22 protein-coding genes are annotated in these 17,884 nt (G+C 50.0%); 21 read left to right on the forward strand and 1 reads right to left on the reverse strand.

Annotated elements, in window-relative coordinates; all coding sequences use genetic code 11:
* The first annotated feature begins 28 nt into the window (after positions 1-28).
* The 12 genes from BM159_RS03970 to BM159_RS04025 all read left to right on the forward strand — a co-directional run bounded on the left by BM159_RS03970 (position 29) and on the right by BM159_RS04025 (position 9,005).
* Positions 29-1,033, forward strand: coding sequence for an alpha/beta hydrolase (locus BM159_RS03970; RefSeq protein WP_093912970.1), 1,005 nt, complete (start codon positions 29-31; stop codon positions 1,031-1,033).
* A 186-nt stretch (positions 1,034-1,219) separates the two neighbouring features.
* Entirely contained in the window at positions 1,220-1,834 is a 615-nt protein-coding gene (locus tag BM159_RS03975; protein ID WP_093912971.1) for a flavodoxin, read from the forward strand.
* Positions 1,835-1,963: 129 nt separating this feature from the next.
* Positions 1,964-2,842, forward strand: a complete 879-nt coding sequence (locus BM159_RS03980; RefSeq protein WP_093912972.1) for a LysR family transcriptional regulator — start codon at positions 1,964-1,966, stop codon at positions 2,840-2,842.
* 218 nt (positions 2,843-3,060) lie between these two features.
* Entirely contained in the window at positions 3,061-3,429 is a 369-nt protein-coding gene (locus BM159_RS03985) for a MerR family transcriptional regulator (RefSeq protein WP_093912973.1), read from the forward strand.
* Between the two features lie 2 nt (positions 3,430-3,431).
* Positions 3,432-4,124, forward strand: a complete 693-nt coding sequence (locus tag BM159_RS03990; protein ID WP_093912974.1) for a flavodoxin family protein — start codon at positions 3,432-3,434, stop codon at positions 4,122-4,124.
* Positions 4,125-4,138: 14 nt separating this feature from the next.
* Positions 4,139-4,669, forward strand: a complete 531-nt coding sequence (locus BM159_RS03995; protein WP_093912975.1) for a flavodoxin family protein — start codon at positions 4,139-4,141, stop codon at positions 4,667-4,669.
* A gap of 3 nt (positions 4,670-4,672) precedes the next feature.
* Positions 4,673-4,873 carry a twin-arginine translocase TatA/TatE family subunit gene (locus tag BM159_RS04000; protein ID WP_093912976.1) on the forward strand — a complete coding sequence of 67 codons (201 nt, stop codon included), beginning with the start codon at positions 4,673-4,675 and terminating at the stop codon, positions 4,871-4,873.
* Between the two features lie 76 nt (positions 4,874-4,949).
* Complete coding sequence (locus BM159_RS04005; protein WP_093912977.1) at positions 4,950-5,135, forward strand: twin-arginine translocase TatA/TatE family subunit; 186 nt, start codon at positions 4,950-4,952, stop codon at positions 5,133-5,135.
* Positions 5,101-5,871 (forward strand): twin-arginine translocase subunit TatC, encoded by a 771-nt coding sequence (tatC, locus tag BM159_RS04010; protein WP_093912978.1) that lies wholly within the window; start codon positions 5,101-5,103, stop codon positions 5,869-5,871. The genes BM159_RS04005 and tatC overlap by 35 nt, the downstream gene beginning before the upstream one ends.
* A 99-nt stretch (positions 5,872-5,970) precedes the next feature.
* Entirely contained in the window at positions 5,971-7,335 is a 1,365-nt protein-coding gene (locus BM159_RS04015; RefSeq protein WP_177205901.1) for an MATE family efflux transporter, read from the forward strand.
* Positions 7,336-7,385: 50 nt separating this feature from the next.
* Positions 7,386-8,513, forward strand: a complete 1,128-nt coding sequence (locus tag BM159_RS04020) for an aldo/keto reductase (RefSeq protein WP_093912980.1) — start codon at positions 7,386-7,388, stop codon at positions 8,511-8,513.
* 15 nt (positions 8,514-8,528) lie between these two features.
* The gene (locus tag BM159_RS04025) at positions 8,529-9,005 is read left to right on the forward strand and encodes a flavodoxin (RefSeq protein ID WP_093912981.1); all 477 of its coding nucleotides are present in this window, start codon (positions 8,529-8,531) and stop codon (positions 9,003-9,005) included.
* A 112-nt stretch (positions 9,006-9,117) separates the two neighbouring features.
* Here the strand turns inward: BM159_RS04025 and BM159_RS04030 are convergent, their stop codons facing one another.
* Positions 9,118-9,390, reverse strand: a complete 273-nt coding sequence (locus tag BM159_RS04030; protein ID WP_093912982.1) for a PhzF family phenazine biosynthesis protein — start codon at positions 9,388-9,390, stop codon at positions 9,118-9,120.
* Positions 9,391-9,459: 69 nt separating this feature from the next.
* Between BM159_RS04030 and BM159_RS04035 the strand changes: the two genes are divergently transcribed.
* The 9 genes from BM159_RS04035 (at position 9,460) to BM159_RS04075 (ending at position 17,824) form a co-directional block, all read left to right on the forward strand.
* Positions 9,460-10,083: a flavodoxin family protein gene (locus BM159_RS04035; RefSeq protein ID WP_093912983.1), complete on the forward strand. Its 624-nt coding sequence runs from the start codon at positions 9,460-9,462 to the stop codon at positions 10,081-10,083.
* 89 nt (positions 10,084-10,172) lie between these two features.
* Complete coding sequence (locus BM159_RS04040; protein ID WP_218149494.1) at positions 10,173-11,168, forward strand: aldo/keto reductase; 996 nt, start codon at positions 10,173-10,175, stop codon at positions 11,166-11,168.
* Between the two features lie 81 nt (positions 11,169-11,249).
* Positions 11,250-11,870, forward strand: a complete 621-nt coding sequence (locus tag BM159_RS04045; protein WP_093912984.1) for a flavodoxin — start codon at positions 11,250-11,252, stop codon at positions 11,868-11,870.
* Between the two features lie 335 nt (positions 11,871-12,205).
* Entirely contained in the window at positions 12,206-13,096 is an 891-nt protein-coding gene (locus BM159_RS04050; protein ID WP_342745745.1) for a DUF362 domain-containing protein, read from the forward strand.
* 72 nt (positions 13,097-13,168) lie between these two features.
* Positions 13,169-13,687: a GNAT family N-acetyltransferase gene (locus BM159_RS04055; protein WP_093912986.1), complete on the forward strand. Its 519-nt coding sequence runs from the start codon at positions 13,169-13,171 to the stop codon at positions 13,685-13,687.
* Between the two features lie 380 nt (positions 13,688-14,067).
* Positions 14,068-14,445, forward strand: a complete 378-nt coding sequence (locus tag BM159_RS04060; RefSeq protein WP_093913053.1) for a VOC family protein — start codon at positions 14,068-14,070, stop codon at positions 14,443-14,445.
* Between the two features lie 121 nt (positions 14,446-14,566).
* A complete protein-coding gene (locus BM159_RS04065; protein ID WP_218149496.1) occupies positions 14,567-16,087 on the forward strand; it encodes a lyase family protein in 1,521 nt (506 codons plus the stop codon).
* 396 nt (positions 16,088-16,483) lie between these two features.
* On the forward strand, positions 16,484-16,864 hold the full coding sequence (locus tag BM159_RS04070; protein WP_093912987.1) for a hypothetical protein: 381 nt from the start codon (positions 16,484-16,486) through the stop codon (positions 16,862-16,864).
* 45 nt (positions 16,865-16,909) lie between these two features.
* Positions 16,910-17,824, forward strand: a complete 915-nt coding sequence (locus BM159_RS04075) for a hypothetical protein (RefSeq protein ID WP_093912988.1) — start codon at positions 16,910-16,912, stop codon at positions 17,822-17,824.
* The last annotated feature ends 60 nt before the right edge of the window (positions 17,825-17,884 follow it).

Here is a 17,884-nt window from a genome sequence, read left to right on the forward strand (position 1 = left end):
AATAATTAAAACAAGGAGACTATTTAAAATGAAGATCGGTATGAACCTGAAAGCAAAAGCATTACTGGCAACTGCCGTCGTTAGTATCGGATTATTTGTTAACGCGTCACCCATCTGGTCAGAGCCTCAGCCTTTGACGATTCCCTCTGACGGAATCGTGCTGCAGGGAAAGGCGAAAGAAAAGTACGCAGCGGATTATATGAAAACGTATTTCCGTAATATGAAACCGCCTGCACAGTTTGAAGCGCCAGTTGGCTGGAAGATGGAAACCGTTACGGTAAACGGCATCACCCTGGAACGGATGACCGCAGACCAGAAAAAGAGCGACCGGGTGTTGCTGCAAATGCACGGCGGCGGTTATGTAGGCGGCATGAGCAATAACCACCGCATTTTGGGATTGCGTCAGGCAACTCTGGCAGACGCGGGGGAAGTGTATTTTGTCAATTACCGTCTGGCTCCCGCCCATGTGTATCCTGCGGCACTGGAAGACGCGGTGGCTGTTTACAAAGAGCTGCTGAACCGTGGCATTAAAGGGGAAAACATTATCCTGACCGGTGACTCCGCCGGCGGGAACCTGGCAGTTGAGCTTTCGCTGTACTTAAAGGAAAAAAAACTGCCCCAGCCCGGTGTCATCGCACTGGCTTCCCCCTGGACGACTTTTGAACATAAGAAAGGAACTTCCCGGTATTACAACGACGAAAGGGATGTCATTTTAGGAAAAGGGACGCCGCTGAACATTCCGGTCAAGGATGCGAAATACAAAGGCAAACTGAACCGCAAAGATCCCCGGCTCTCGCCCATATACGCCGACCTGTCCGGCCTGCCCCCGATGCTGATCCAGGCGGGCGGTAACGAAATCTTCCTGACGGAAAGCGTTCGGCTGGCGGAGAAGGCCGCAGCGGATGGGATTCCCGTTACATTAACGGTCTATCCCGGCATGTCCCATGACTTTGCGCTGCTGCTTCCCGAAATGAAGGACAGCATTGATTCACTGGACGAAATTGCCGATTTCGCAAACCGATATATGAAATAATACTATTTGGCAATACCAATTCCGCTTTTCTGACATAAAGCCGGAAAATGTTTTGTCACTTGCGCAAAAAATTTACTTGACTTACAGTCAACTTTAATGATTATTATAAATATATATATAAATTCTGTATATTGATTCATAAGTTTTCAGATATTCATAATGAAATAAATAAAGGAGGATGTAATTATGCTAAAACGAATTGTGTTTACCCTGATAGCGCTGTGCCTGTGCATTTCCTTTGCGGGCTGCGGCGGCGATAAAAAAGCCGAGGCGCCCAAAAGCGACGCGAAACCGGCGGCTGTGACCAAGAAGGCCGAAGCGGCTCCCGCCCCGGCAAACGGGAAAGTGCTGGTGGCATATTTCTCCTGGGGAGGCACTACCCGTAAGGTGGCGCAGACCATACAGCAAAAGACCGGCGGCGATTTGTTTGAAATCAAAACGGCAACTCCGTATCCCACCGATTACCATGCAACTATTGACATCGGCAAAAAAGAAAAAGCAGACAATGCCCGTCCCAAACTGGCGGGAACGCTGCCTGATATGAAACAGTACGATGTAATCCTGCTGGGTTATCCCATCTGGTGGTACATTGAACCCATGGCTGTGAAAACCTTTGTAGAAGCGCAGGACTTGTCCGGCAAAACGATTCTGCCCTTTGCCACCAGCGGTGGCAGCGGTGTTGAAGGAAGCGTGGATGATCTGCGGAAAACCCTTCCCAATGCCAAGGTGAAAGACGGTATCCTGCTTAACTCGACCGGCGGCCTCGACGGCTGGCTGAAGGATAACGGGCTGGGAAAATAAACTAAAAACAGGCTCAATCCAGAGTACGCCTGCACAACGGATAATGAACCGGATAACAAAACAGGTAAAAGAAATCAGTAAAGAAAACGGTTAAGAGTAACGGGTAAAGGAAACGGAAAAGGAAAAGGTATGGAAATCCGTGTACTGAAATATTTTCTTACAATAGCAAGAGAAGAAAACATTACCCGCGCGGCGGAACAGCTGCACATCACCCAGCCGACGCTTTCCCGGCAGATGATGCAGTTGGAAGAGGAACTTGGGGTTCGTCTGTTCCGGCGCAACCGTGTCAGTGTTACGCTTACGGAAGAAGGCCGGCTTCTGCGGCGTCGTGCCCAGGAGATTCTGGAACTGGCGGATAAAGCGGAACAGGAGATCATCCTGAACAGGGAAACGGTAACAGGCACCATTGGGATCGGCTGCGGAGAAACCAATAATATGGAAGGTCTGTCCCGCCTGATGACATCCTTCCGGCAACACTATCCGGAAGTTGTCTTTGATATCTACACGGCCAATGCGGACGACGTGAAGGAAAAGCTGGAGAACGGGACACTGGATTTCGGGCTGCTGCTGGAACCGGTGGAAATCAGCCGGTTTAATTTTGTACGCATGCCGTTACGGGAAAGATGGTGCCTTCTGATGCGCCGCGATTCTCCGCTGGCAGAAAAAGAAACGATAACGCCTGCCGATCTGGTGGGGGTGCCGTTGATTGTTGCCCGGCGCCATTCCGTGCGCAACGAACTGGATAACTGGTTCGGGGATTATTATCGCCGTATGCATGTGGTAACGACCGTGAACCTTTCTTACAACAATTGTTCCATCATGGTGGAAAATCATGTAGGGGTGGCGCTGGTTCATGATTTTGGAGTTCCCGGTAACGCTCTCTGCCTGCGGCCGTTATCACCGGAGATAGGCAACAACAGCGTGTTGGTATGGCGGAAAGAGCAGGTGTTTCCTCCGGCCGTGACAAAGTTCATTGAGCATGTCCGTGCTACGGCTCCGTTACTGTAACGACGGATGCAATATCTTGTTTAAATTTAATAATGAGTAGAAATTTGTATATGAGTTCTAAATAAACGCTGACGGTTTGTCAGCGTTTTTTACTTTCCTCATCATGCCCGGGAAGCATGGCTTTTAATAATAAACCGGTATTAGACTTTCACACTACAGTTTCTTACAATAAGAACAGATGAAACACCCTGAAAGGGCGTGTGAAAGGGAGGGATTGCATGACAATTACGGAAGTGAGTGAAAAATATAAGATTCCCCTTGCCCTGTTGCAGCGCTACGCAGTTGAAAAAACGGGCGCAGAGGGTACGGATGAAAAACGCAGGCAGGCAGATTTGTACCGGTTTACGGACAGCGACATTGAACAGCTGAGTGTTCGGATGACGTTACAGGATATCGGATTTGCGGAAGAAGAGATTGCTGCGTATCTGAGGCTGCGGCAGGACGGGGAGAATTCCGCGGAAGCCTGTCTGAACATGCTGAACAAATTACGCAGCAGGACGCTGGACACGATTCACGGCAAAGAGAAAGCGCTGGAACGGATTGATTACCTGCGCTATGAACTTCAGACAAAGAAGAAAGGGAGTTAAACATGGACAGAAGAGAGTTCCTGAAAGTAACCGGCGCCGGGGCGCTGACCTTGTTTCTCAGCGGCTGCGGCATCAACGCAGTCAGTGGGGACAAGAAAGCCGGCGCGGCGCCGTCGGCAGGCGGCGCGGAAGCAAAACCGGGCGGTGTGTCCAACGGAAAGAAATTGAAAATCGTAGTTCTTTGCGGCAGCCCGCATAAGGCCGGCACCTCGGCCCTGCTGGCGGATAAGTTCATTGAAGGGGCCCAGGCGGCGGGGCATGAAGTATTCCGCTTCAACGCCGCCTTTGAAGACATCAACCCCTGCCGGGGCTGCGATGCCTGCGGCATGAACGGGCCCTGCGTTATTCAGGACGCCATTTCCGCCAAACTGATCCAGAAGCTGGTGGACTGCGATATGGTCGCTCTGGTGACGCCGCTATATTATTACGGTTTTTCCGCCCAGATCAAAACCGTAATCGACAGGTTCTATTCCCGCACCAGCGCCATCCATCGCAAAAAGTCCATGCTGATGGCTACCGCCTGGAACAGTTCGGACATTACGTTCAACGCCTTGCAGGAGCATTATAATACGCTGGTGCGTTACATGGAATGGCAGGATGTGGGCCGGGTGCTGGGCTACGGTTGCGGCAGCCGCTCTGCCATTGAAGGAAGTGAATTCCCGGAACAGGCGTTCCGGATCGGTAAGAGCTTATAAGGAGGACACGGGATATGAAAATCGTCGTGGTTACAGGCAGTCCGCATAAGGCCGGCACGTCGGCCCTGCTGGCAGATAAATTTATTGAAGGTGCGGAAAGTAAAGGGCACAAAGTATTCCGTTTCAACGCTGCCTTCGAAGACATCCATCCCTGCCGGGGCTGCGATGCCTGCGGCATGAACGGTCCCTGTGTGCAGAAGGATGCCATTGAGGAGAAACTGATTCAGAAGCTGGTGGACTGCGATATGATCGTGCTGGTAACGCCTCTGTATTATTTCGGCTTTTCCGCCCAGCTTAAAACGGTCATCGACCGGTTCTATTCCCGTACCGGTTCCATCCATAAAAAGAAGTCCGCCCTGCTGGCAACCGCATGGAATAACGACAGCTGGACGATGACAGCGTTAAAAGCGCATTATACACGTCTTTGCCAATATATGGAGTGGCAGGACCAGGGACAAATCTACGCGACAGGCTGCGGTTACCGCAGCGCAATCGAAGGCACGGAATTCCCTGTCCAGGCCCTGGAATTAGGAAAGAAAGTGTGAGTGATGGAAATCGGGTTAGGCGAAATAGTAATGATAGGGATTCTCGCGGTTCTGCTGCTGGAACCGAAGGATTTGCCCCGTATCGCAAAAAAATCTGCCCGTGCCTATATGGGTCTGCGGGGATTTATGAAAACCAACTGGCTGGCGCTGGCAGAAGGCGAAACCGGTGAGGATGGCGCGCATAAGCCGGCCGCAAAAGGTTGAAGACGGAAAACTTATTGAAGAGTGAAGCGAAAAGAGAAAGACGATTTCCGGGTTTAAAGAACAGGAGGAATATAAAATGGGACGTATCGGAACGACAGAATTACTGGTTATCTTATTGATTGCGCTGGTATTATTTGGCGGCAGCCGGGTGGCCGGTTTAGGCAAGGCGTTGGGTACTAGCCTGCGGGAATTTCGTGCGGAACTGAATAAGGGCGCGGAGAAAGAAAATGAACCCACGGGAACTGCAGTTGCAGAAAAATAATATAGATATGGACGTATGGGAACATGTAGGAGAACTGCGCCGCCGGCTGATCAGGTGCATAGCGACTGTGGTTTTTACGTTTGCCGTTCTCATATATATCGGACCCGAACGGGTGATGGATGCCGTGGTGGCCCCGGTAAAAGAACAGGGCGTGCAGTTAATCTATCTGGGCCTGGCGGACGCGCTGTATGTTCAGCTGAAGGTGGTGTTTCTCTGTGCCGTGGTGCTGGCGGCTCCGGTGCTGCTGTGGCAGATATGGGCCTTTGTGCGGCCGGCGCTGTATCCGGAGGAAAGGAAGCTGGCTATTGGCTGGGCGGTATTCTCCCTGTTGCTGTTTGCGGCCGGCGTGGCTTTTGGCTATGGCGTTGTCTTTTTATCGGCCCTTGGCTTTTTTGTGTACGCAGGCGCGGGAACGGCCATGCCGCTGTTTGCTATTGACCGCTATGTAAATTTCCTGCTGGGCTTTGTGATCCCCTTCGGCCTGATTTTTGAAATGCCTTTAGCCTGCACTATCGCAGCGAAAGCGGGAGTGTTAAACGCAGATACGTTGCGTCGAGGCCGGCGCTTTGCTGTGTTGCTGAGTTTTATCGTCAGCGCCCTTTTAACACCGCCGGACGTACTGAGTCAGATCATGATGGCAGTTCCGACTATTCTTCTGTTTGAATGCAGCATTTACTGCACGGGATGGGCAGAAAGGAGCTTTGCAGAAAAAAAGGTTGGTTCTGTACATTTTTAAAGATTATCAATGGTATAATAATAATTAAAAGAGATTAGATAAAAGGATACCGGATATTTTAAGAGACACAAAGAATTACAGGTATTGGTTATGCATCACATGAAGCATCATCCGCATACGCTGATTGCGGATTTTACAACCGGAAACGTGAACCGGCAGCTTATCAGTTTTGCCATGCCGATGTTCCTGTCCCATCTGCTGCAGATCGTCTACAATATGGCGGATATGATCATAGTAGGGCAGACGCTGGGGAAGGTGGGGCTTTCCGCTATTTCGGTCGGCGGGGACATCATGAACTGCATGACGTTTATCGCCATGGGGTTTTCCAGCGCGGGACAGGTGTTGATTGCCCAGTACATCGGCGCAAAGCAGCATGACAAACTGAGCCGTTTTGTCGCTACCATGAGCGCTGCACTGTTTGTCTTTGCCTGCTGCGTCACCGGGGTAGGACTTTTGTTCCGCCGGGAGATCATGGAACTGATGCATACGCCTCCGGAAGCGTTCGCGGAGGCTTTGTCCTATGCCGGCATTTCCATGGCGGGCATTGTTTTTGTTTACGGATACAATGCAGTGAGCGCGATTCTGCGGGGCATGGGCGACGCGAAGCATCCGTTTTATTTCATCAGCCTTGCTGCGCTGCTTAACATTGTATTGGATGTCATTTTTGTCATGCAGATGGGCACGGGCGCCAAAGGCGCGGCGCTGGCGACCATTATCAGCCAGGGGGTCAGCTTTCTGCTGTGTGCCGCGTTCATATACAAAAACAGGGACCGGTATCATTTGTCGCTTACATTGGGACAGTTTTTCCATCCGGAAAAAGAGATGCTCATATCTCTGCTGAAGCTGGGCGTTCCCATGGCGATTAAAAATGCGGCGGTACAGTTTTCCAAAATGTTTGTCAACTCCTGGGTCAATTCCTTCGGCGTGGCCGTTTCCGCCTTTGCCGGCGTGGCCAACAAAATCAATATGTCTGTTAACATGATGTCAAATTCCGTGAACACGGCAGGGGCGTCCATGGTAGGACAGAATATTGGCGCGGAGCAGTACGGCAGGGTACGGCAGATCGTGTTTGCAGTGTACCGCATCATGATTGCGGTGGCTGTGGCGGCTTCCCTCGTCATCTATTTCTTCCCGGAACAGGTTTACGGGATTTTTACGGATGACCCGGCGGTCATCAGGATAGGCTATGAATATATTCCCATCGCGATTCTGGCATTTTTCAGCTGCGCGGGACGAAGCGGCAGCAACGCGCTGATCAACGGCAGCGGCAATTCCCATGTGAATTTTGTCACGGCCGTGTTTGACGGAATTGTGCTGCGGCTGGGGCTGTCCGTATTGTTCGGGATTGTGCTGGACATGAAATATATGGGTTTCTGGCTGGGGGATGCGCTGGCCAACTTTACGCCGCTGTGGGTAGGAATGCTGTTTTATCATTCGGGAGCGTGGAAGAAGAAAGCCGTGTGAAGGGTTATCGGCCGGCTTACAATAATGAAATAAGAATGGAGGCAGGGAGGATGTTGTTTTTTGAAAAGGAAATCAAAAAGTTAGGCTTTGGACTCATGCGTCTGCCAAAGCAGGGCGACCAAATCGACGTGGAACAGGTGAAGGCCATGGTGGACAAGTTTATGGCGGGCGGCTTTACCTATTTTGATACAGCCTGGGCCTATCCCGGTTCGGAAGACGCGATCCGTCAGGCGCTGGTGGAACGCTATCCCCGTGAGAGCTTCCAGCTGGCGACAAAGAACGCGGCGTGGATTAAATGCAAGACGCGGGAAGACGCGGTACAGCAGTTTGAAACTTCGTTGAAGCAGACGGGAGCCGGATATTTTGACAACTACCTGCTCCACAATCTGGGTGAGATGCGGACGCACTTCTTTGACGATTTTTCCATGTGGGACTTTGTTAAGGATAAGAAGGCAGAGGGAAAAATAAAGCATTACGGTTTTTCGTTCCACTCAACGCCGGAGGAACTGGATGAGATTCTCACGGCCCATCCGGACGCGGAGTTTGTACAGCTTCAGATTAATTACGCGGACTGGGAAAATCCAGCCATCCAGTCCCGGGGCGTGTACGAGGTGGCCCGTAAGCATGGGAAACCGGTGATTATCATGGAACCGTTGAAAGGCGGTCTGCTGGCCAATCCGCCGGCAGCGGTGGCCAACGTGCTGAAAGAAAGCAATCCGGCCGTTTCCGTAGCCTCCTGGGGCATCCGCTTCGCTGCCAACCTGGAAGGCGTGCTGGTAGTATTGTCCGGAATGAGCGACCTGCAGCAGATGGAAGATAATATTTCCTACATGAAAGACTTTACCGGACTGACCGCTGCCCAGAGCGCTGTTATTGAGAAAGCGAGGGAAGAACTGAACCGGATCCCGCTGATCCCCTGTACCACCTGTAACTATTGCGCCAAGGTCTGCCCCATGGAAATCGGCATTTCCGGCACGTTTACCGCGAAAAACATTTACACGTTATACGGTAATAAAGCGATGGCTCTGCATCAGGAAGGGTGGCTTGTAGGCGGTCACGGGCGTAAGCAGGCTATAAACTGCATACAATGCGGCGCCTGTGAAGGCGTCTGCCCGCAGCATATCAAAATCCGTGAAAACCTTGCGGAAATCGCGGAACTGTTTGAACAGAAAGCGTAAGAGGGAGGAATACATATGAGTAAAACACTGGTAGCATATTTCAGTGCAAGCGGAACTACGGCGAAGGTTGCGAAAAAGATGGCGGAGGCCATTGGCGCGGACCTGTTCGAGATTAAACCGGAGACACCGTATACCGGCGCTGACCTGAACTGGCAGAACAAGAACAGCCGCAGTTCGGTGGAGATGAATGACCGCAGTTCGCGCCCGGCGATTGCCGTTAAAGCGGCGGATATGCCGCAGTACGATGTGGTGTTTGTAGGTTTTCCGGTTTGGTGGTATCGTGAGCCTTCCATTATTGATACTTTTATGGAAAGCTACGACTTTGCGGGGAAAACCGTAATTCCGTTTGCCACATCCGGCGGCAGCGGTCTGGGCGATTCCGCCGCGAATATGCAGAAACTGGCAAAAGGCGCGAAGGTTGTCAACGGCAAACGTTTCAGCGGCAGCGTGTCCTCAGAAGAACTGAAGGCCTGGGCCGGTCAGTGGGCATAAGCGGAGAAAACAGTTAGTTTCAGTGGCTTTCAGAACCATTAAGACCGCAAATAAAAACGGCCCTCACTCTGATATATTTCAGGGTGAGGGCGTCTTATCACTGTATCGTAAATCAGTCAACAAAAAGTTCATCAATAGAAAACAGAGCTGCTTTGCCGGCCATGTAGATTTTCTTTCCTTCGCAACGGCAGAAAAGCGTGCCGCCGCGCCGGGAAGCCTGATAAGCAACCAGTTCGTCTTTGTTCAGGCGGTTTGCCCAATAGGGAATAATATGGCAGTGGCCGGAACCGCAGACAGCGGACTGGTTGCCGTGGAAAACCTTGTCGGTAAATGCGTCAACGACATACTGTTTTATAAATTGTCCTCCAAAACTTGAATTTTTCATATCTTTACTTTATACTCAAATCAGAAATAAGTAAAATTGTTATTTTGCAATAAAAAAGGAGGTTTCACCATGAAAGTTTTAGTAATCAACGGAAGTCCCAGAGCAAACCAATGCACGGCAACGGCGCTGGATGAGGTAATAAAGACACTGCAGGCGGAAGGCGTGGAAACCGAACTGATCCATGTGGGCAAGACCGCTGTCCGCGGCTGCATTGGCTGCAATTATTGCCGGACCCACGGCAAGTGTGTGTTTAACGATATTGTCAATGAAACTGCCAAAAAGTTTGAAGAGGCGGATGGTATCATTATCGGGAGCCCGGTGTATTTCGCTTCTCCTAACGGGACACTGCTCTCGTTTTTGGACAGGCTGTTTTTCAGCACGCCTTTCTCCAAACACATGAAGGTAGGCGCGGCGGTAGTCAGCTGCCGGCGGGGCGGAGCCACGGCATCTTTTGATGTGCTGAATAAATATTTCACGATTTCCGGCATGCAGGTGGTGGGCAGCACATATTGGAACCAGGTCCACGGCTTTACCGCCGAAGATGTGAAAAAAGATCTGGAAGGCCTGCAGACCATGCGCAACCTGGCCCGCAACATGGCCTTTCTTATGAAAGCCATTGCTGATGCCAAAGAAAAATATGGGCTGCCGAAACAGGAAACGGATGTATTCACCAGCTTCCCGGACGGGAAATGAGAATTGGAAATGATATTATTGCGAAAACAATAAACCCGGCTTTTAGCAAAGACAGTCTGGTATTGGGTTTTAAGAGGAGGAAGTCTTTTATGAAATGTTTGAAAACGTGGAAAAGACTCATATCCGTTTTGCTGTTGGGCCTTGTGGTTGCAGGTTGTGCGTCTGCAAACGGAAAGGCGGACAGCAAAAAGCCGGGGGAAGCCGTGCCGCCAGCAGCAAAATCAGTAATGAAAGCGAAAGGAACAGAGCCGGTGGTATTAAAGGAAAAGGGCATGTGGCGCGTAAAACTGAACAGCGGTTATGAAATGCCGGTACTGGGTCTGGGAACATGGTCGCAGAATAACAGGACGGCGGAGGAATCGGTATACGTGGCATTGAAGAACGGTTACCGCCTAATTGATACCGCACGCTATTACGGTAACGAAAAAGGGGTGGGGGAAGGCGTGCGCCGCGCCATTGCAGACGGCATTATAAAACGGGAAGAGGTATTCATCACCAGTAAAATTATGCCGACCGACTATCATAACGCGTCGGCAGCAATCGATGCCTCGCTAAAAGATTTAGGCCTGACATATCTTGACCTGATGCTGATCCATCAGCCCGGTTCCAACGACAAGGCGGTCTATCAGGCTATGGAACAGGGCGTAAAAGACGGCAAGATCCGTTCTGTCGGCATTTCCAATTATTACACGAAGCAGCAGGTGGATGAGGTGCTTTCTTACGCAAAAATCGTTCCCGCCGTAATCCAGAATGAAAATCATATATATTACCAGAACACAGCGCTGCAGGATTATGTAAGGCCATTCGGAACAGTGATAGAGTGCTGGTATCCGTTTGGAGGCCGGGGCAATACAAAGGACAGTTTCGGGAACCAAACAATTGTGGAGATTGCAAAACATCACGGCAAGAGTCCCGCGCAGGTTATTTTACGCTGGCAGTTGCAGGCGGGATACGTCACGGTGCCCGGTTCCGTCAATCCGGATCATATTGCAGAGAACATCAATGTGTTTGATTTTGAACTTACGCCGGAAGAAATGCAGAAAATCGCCGGGCTGAACCAGCGACGGCGATACGAGAACTGGTAAAAGAAGATAGTATGTTTTTGAGCCGGATTGATTATTAATAATCCGCGCTTGCTTTTGAGAATCAGGAATGGGGGAATCAGTATGAAACGGATAGTGTTACTGATTGTTATTGTTTTGTTGGCTGCAATTGTCATCAAAGGGCCGGATTCTTTAATCGGGCTTGCCAAAATGTCACGCTCGGCCTCAGATAACGGGGGCAGCCTGCCCAATGTTACCGGTAAAGCAACCGGTGTAACCGGGAAAAAAGTGCTGGTGGCGTATTTCAGCTGGGGCGGCAATACCCGCGAGGTGGCGAAACTGATCCACAGTAAAACTGGCGGCGATTTGTTTGAAATCAAAAAGGAAACACCCTATCCGAAAGAATATAAACCGACGACAGATGTCGGAAAACAGGAACGGGAACAGGACGCCCGGCCGAAACTGAAAGGCCCGCTGCCAGACATGAAGCAGTACGATGTAATTGTGCTGGGGTATCCTATCTGGTGGTATATTGAGCCCATGCCGGTGAAAACCTTTGTGGAAGCACAGGACCTGTCAGGCAAAACGATCCTGCCTTTTGCTACCAGCGGCGGCAGCGGTATTGAGGGAAGCGTAGCGGATTTGCGGAAAACGCTGCCGAAATCACAGGTGAAAGACGGCCTTCTGGCAAACATGACCAGCGGCATTGACCGCTGGCTGAAAGAAAACGGTCTGACGAAATAACGGACGCCCGGGCCGGTACGTTACGCAGTGAAAGACTGTGCAACAAAGTTGGTTTTTATTAATTCCACAGAGATTTTACTTGACTTACAGTTATCTTTAATGAGTACAATAATTATATCGAAGTCACGTTATTTTCTAATGGTCATATTGTTAAAGTGCAGGAGGATGCTATGAAAACTTCTTGGAAAAAGATTCTTCCCATCGTGCTGACCGCTTCTCTGGTTGCGGCCTGCGGCGGCACTGCGGCCAAGCAGCAACCGGCGCCGGAAAAGAAAGCGGAAGCCAAACCGGCAGCAGCGGCCCAGATTAACACCGACGGTTCCAAATACATTCCTATGGATAAGCGGAGCGGCGCGAAATCCGTTGTATATTTTACCCGGGACCTGAGCGCCAAAGGGCTGCAGAAGATTTATGAAAAAGTGAATCAGGATATTACCGGTAAAGTTGCTATTAAACTGCACACCGGAGAAAAGAACGGCCCCAACATTATTCCCCGTCCCTGGGTGAAGGAACTGATTGAAAAGGATATTCCGGGGGCGACGATTGTGGAAACCAATACGTACTACCATGGCGACCGTTATACTACGGAAGGACACCGGGAGACACTGAAAGTGAACGGCTGGACTTTCTGCCCGGTGGATATCCTGGACGAAGAAGGCACGGTCATGCTGCCGGTTAAAGGCGGCAAATACTTTAAGGAAATGTCCATGGGCAGCCACATCACCAGGTATGATTCCCTGGTGACCCTGACCCACTTTAAGGGACATACCATGGGCGGTTTCGGCGGCTCCAACAAAAACCTGGCCATTGGCATAGCAGACGGACGTATTGGCAAGAAAATGATCCATTCCGGTGAAAGCGGATCCCAGTGGGGCATTGGCAAGGAAGAATTTATGGAACGCATGGTGGAATCCACCAAGGCGACGGTGGACCATTTCGGGAAACACATTACCTTTATTAACGTGCTGCGGAACATGTCCGTGTCCTGCGACTGCGAAGGGACTGCGGCTGCGCCGGTAACTACGCCGGATATCGGTATCCTGGCTTCCAAAGATATTCTGGCGCTGGATCAGGCTTCCGTGGACATGGTTTACGCCCTCCATGACGGCAAAGGCCACGACCTGATCGAACGGATGGAAAGCCGTCACGGTCTGCGGCAGCTTACCTACATGAAAGAGATGGGCATGGGCAACGACCTGTACGAAATCGTGGACTTGGATAAATAGTTTAATAGTTAATCATTTAATAGTGGATCCGGGAAAATAGTTTTAGAAAGGCTTTGCCTGGGAAGGTACGATATGAGGATACGCAGCGCGACAACGCAGGACGCGGCACGGCTTCTTGCCATTTATACTTATTATGTGGAAAAAACGGCGATATCTTTTGAGTGTGAAGTTCCTTCCTTAGCGGAGTTTACCGGCCGGATTGCAAAAACACTGTTGAAATATCCATACCTCGTAGTGGAAGAGGATGGAGTAGTGGAGGGATATGCCTATGCCGGACCCTTTAAGGAACGGGCTGCCTATGATCGCTCCTGTGAATTGAGCATCTATCTGGCCCGTGACTCGAAAGGCCGGGGCTACGGCAGAAAGCTGTACGAAGCGATGGAAGCCGCATTAAAAGATATGGGAATTATGAATATGTATGCCTGTATCGCCGATCCCATTACCGAAGATGAGTACCTCACAAAAAACAGTGAACATTTCCACCGGCATCTCGGTTTTGTCAAAGTGGGGGAGTTTCACAAATGCGCCTGTAAGTTCGGGCGCTGGTATAACATGATCTGGATGGAAAAACTCATTGGAAAACATATATAATCCCAGGTAAAAACTGATAGTTGTTATTGCTTGCCAGAGAAAAGAAAAATGCGGGACATTGCTCCGTTTGGAGTACGTCCTGCATTTTTTTACTTGGTTTGTTTTTAATTAAAGAGTCGTTTTATTATCAGTAAAGAATTTGTTTAATGATTTGTATAGGAAAAAGATGTTTAGAGAGTTGCTCTGTTTTCTGCCTGTGGCTCGTATGATATAATTATAAATAGAATAACCCTGTGATTAAGAAGAGGTAGCTGGATTAACCAAGTTGAAAGTGATGGAGACGGCAGAACTGAGTTCCCGGCTGATAATTTTCGGGAAAGTGATGGGCCGGGACAGGAAGTTTCCGGCTGATGGTTTTAAGGAAAGTGGTGCAGGAAACCATGAAAATTCTGGAAATGGATCATTTTGTGCTTACCACACAAAATCTGGAAGCCTGCCTGCGTTTTTATACAGAAATGCTGGGCATGGAGCAAAAAGAAACAAATGGGAGGTTTATATTGCGGTTTGGCGCACAAAAGATAAATATACACACGCGCCCGGCGGAATTCCTGCCGGCGGCAGAGCATCCGGTTGCTGGCAGCCTTGACCTGTGTTTTGCAATTGAAGACGATATCGAAGCGGTTCTGGCAGAGTTAAAAGGTAAAAACGCCCAATTAGTAACCGGCATTGTGGAACGCAACGGTGCAAAAGGAAAAATGCGCAGCATCTATCTGCGCGATCCGGACGGCAACCTGATTGAAATTGCATCTTATCATTGAACCATGTAAGTGAGTCATGAATTCTGATATAATCCTCAAAACCGGTAATTATTTCTGAAAGACTGTGTGAACAGCAAAACTATCGTTGGAGAAAACGTAAACTGGAAGAATGGAGGTTTCCATGAAAAAGCATACGTTAAAAAAAATGTTCCTGATGCTTCCCCTGCTGGGTATTCTGGGGGGAGCTTATTTTCCGGAGCCGGCAGAAGCTGCGGAACCCTGGCCGCCAAGGGATAATTTTTTCTGGCTGGGGCAGATCAACAAAGCCAGCGATATCATCAATACGGATGAGAATCTGCTGACAAAAGAAGAAGGACGGCGTTTTGCGGCCGCCATTCAGAAGGTGCTGGATGCCGGAAACACTAAAGGGGCGGAACGCCCTACGGTGGTAATCACTTTTGAACCCTTGCTGATTAAGGCCGGCGGGCCGGACATCACCAAAATTCACGCAGGCCGGTCCAGCCAGGACATGCTGACCACGGTGAGCATTTTAATGCAGCGGGAGCAGCTGCTGGAACTTTCCGCAGCGCTGAACAGGATGACAGAAACCTTGCTTAACCTGGCCAAGGCCCATGAGGGCACGCTTATCCCGAACTATACCAACGGAGTGCAGGCGCAACCCAACAGCCTGGGGCACTTCCTGCTGGCGTACGTGGATGCCTACGAGCGTGACCAGGAACGCGTCAAAGAGTATTATAAACGCCTGAATCGTTCTCCCATGGGCGCAACGGTGCTGAACGGTACCGGCTGGCCGTTAAACCGCGACCGTATGGCTTCCTATCTTGGTTTTGACGGCATTGCTTACAACACCTATGACGCGGGACAGGTCTTTCCACAGGAAGCGCCCATAGAAATGGGCAGTATTGCCAGCAGCATTGCCATCCATACGACAAGCCTGATCCAGGAGATCATGCAGCAGTACGCCCAGCCCCGGCCCTGGATCTTATTGCAGGAAGGAAACGGCAACACGTATGTTTCCAGCGCCATGCCGCAAAAACGCAACCCCGGCATCCTGAACCGTTGCCGTACTGACAGTTCCACATTGTTAGGTCTGGCAGTTGGTGAGGCGTTCCGCGCTCATAATATTCCGGCGGGAATGGCTGATGGCCGTATTCGTGGCACGGACAGCATTGTCAAAAAGACGACCAGCGTTGTGAATCAGGTGGACCGAATTTTACAAGTGCTTGACATCCGGCCGGAACGCGCTTTGGAAGAACTGAATCTGGACTGGACCTGTTCCCAGGAAATCGCGGACGTAATGATGCGCAAACATAATATACCGTTCCGTTCCGGACATCACTTTGCTTCGGAAATTGTTACCTACGCGCGGGCCCGTGACATTACGCCGGTTGATTTCACTTATGACCAGGCCCGGGAGGTTTATCAAAACGTTGCCGCGGCAGATGCCTCACTTCCCAAAGAACTGCCTCTGACTCCCGAAGAATTACAGGAGGCGAAAGATCCGGCTGCCATTATCAGGAACCGGGCAGTAAAAGGCGGACCGCAGCACAGCGAGATGGTGATTATGTTCAGTAAGGTGCGGAAGGTATTGGACAATAACACTGCATGGCAAAAGAACGCGGCGGACAAAGTTAAAAATGCGGAATTGAAACTGAACGAAGACTTCATAAAAATGTTGTAAAAGTTTTATCCGTCAATGTGACATCACAATGACGGATAAAACAAATTTTTCAAATAAAAAGCCTCTTATACGTGTCTGCAGCAATAAAGATTTACCGCGGACATTGCTAATTGGCCTGAAATTTAGTAAAATAATTATGAAAAGAACATGAATGTAAAACCGGTGCTGAAAAGGATATAAACAATACGCAGGCTTACGTTAATTGAGGGGCTGACCGAAAAATGCGACAGGAAAACTCTTTTGGGGCAGGGGGAAAGTTCGCTTTACCTTATAACATTTCTACATAAAACAGACTGACCGTTATGGCGTAACATGTTTTAGTGTTGCGTCAGACGGTTGTTTTTTTCTGTGGGAATCCGATTACATTATGGCTGATTAAAACGGGGGAGTTTTTCATTGAACGGCAGTATTTTGATTGCAGCAGCTCTCGTATGCTGCGTCTTCGGTTTTCTTCTGAACAGAATATATGCTAAAAAGTATGGAGATCCGGCAATACAGTGGAAACCGTGTGTCCTGCAGTTTATTTGCATTGGTGGTGCTCTGACGCAGCTTCCCGGTGACGAAATGTCGTTGCGGTTTTTGTTTTGGATTATTGCAAGCATGATTTCCTGTGCAGCGGCTTTATGGATGTGCCGGCAGCATGCTAAGAGTCAACAGGCCGGACCGGGTGATACTGTTGTCGCCATGGTGGCGCAGGCGATATTACCCGTTGGCGCAGCGGTATTGGTTCTGCTGGCTGCCGGTATGATAGCGTTTGGTTTTCTTTGGGATCATTAATTCATGATAAGATTCATAGATTTTATGGGGAGGTGAAAATTCGTTATGAGAAAAAGCATGCGATTCGGTATGGCGGCGTTGTGTTTCACATTAACGTTGGCTTCTGTTATCGACACGGCAAACGCGGCTCCTAAAACGTTGAAGAATGCGGAGCGTTCCGTAGCGAACTGGTATTGGAGCGATGAGGGCGAAGTATGGCCACCTGCTGCCGGGCGGTATGAACGGAAAAATGACAACGGCGTGACAAACGCGTATATCAACGTGACGGTACTGCCGGATCAATGGCCGGTGATTACACTGCGCGCTTGTGATTACAACGGAACTGATGATGAAAAAGGCTGGGAAATGTTATCCCAGGCGCCAGCTGTCGTTCTGGGCGGACAGATTATCGGTCTGGCAATCACGGATTCCCCTCCGGACAAGAAATATATTAAAGCCGGTAAGAAACCTGTCCAGCTTCGCCTGGGCGCCCGGTTTGCCACTGGCGCCGAAGTCCAGGGCATCCATAGAGGAAACGGGACTGGGGCCATGCTGGATGATGTACAAATTAATCTGATGCATGCCGGCGTCACATCAGAAAAAGACGGGCTGGTTCTGGACTATTTTGGGCATAACGGACTGCGTTTACCAGATGTTCGTGGCAAATATGTATTGAATAAAAACCGTACGCCGCGGGCTGACGAGTTCGCCGCCTGTGCGCTGGTTGCCGCGCTGCCTCTTCGCGAAACCAACACCGACTTTACGGATAAGACGTTGCAAATCATACCGGAGGCTGTAACGGGCAGTATGATGCCGAAATACAAATACATCATTAAGAATTATGGCTTTGCCGTTAAAGTATTCCAAAATGGTAAACTGCTCCGCACCTTCATGGTGCCGAAAGATTTAAGCGCTGTGTACCGCTTCGACAGCGATGGCGGCGATGTGATGATTTACAATATCGACGGGTCGAAAGGATGATGAACAGATCCTCTGCATGGAATGGAAACAAGGGAGGATTGTATTATTCAGGTTGTTTAA

Source organism: Succiniclasticum ruminis DSM 9236 (assembly GCF_900112895.1).
GTDB classification, from domain to species: Bacteria; Bacillota; Negativicutes; order Acidaminococcales; family Acidaminococcaceae; genus Succiniclasticum; species Succiniclasticum ruminis.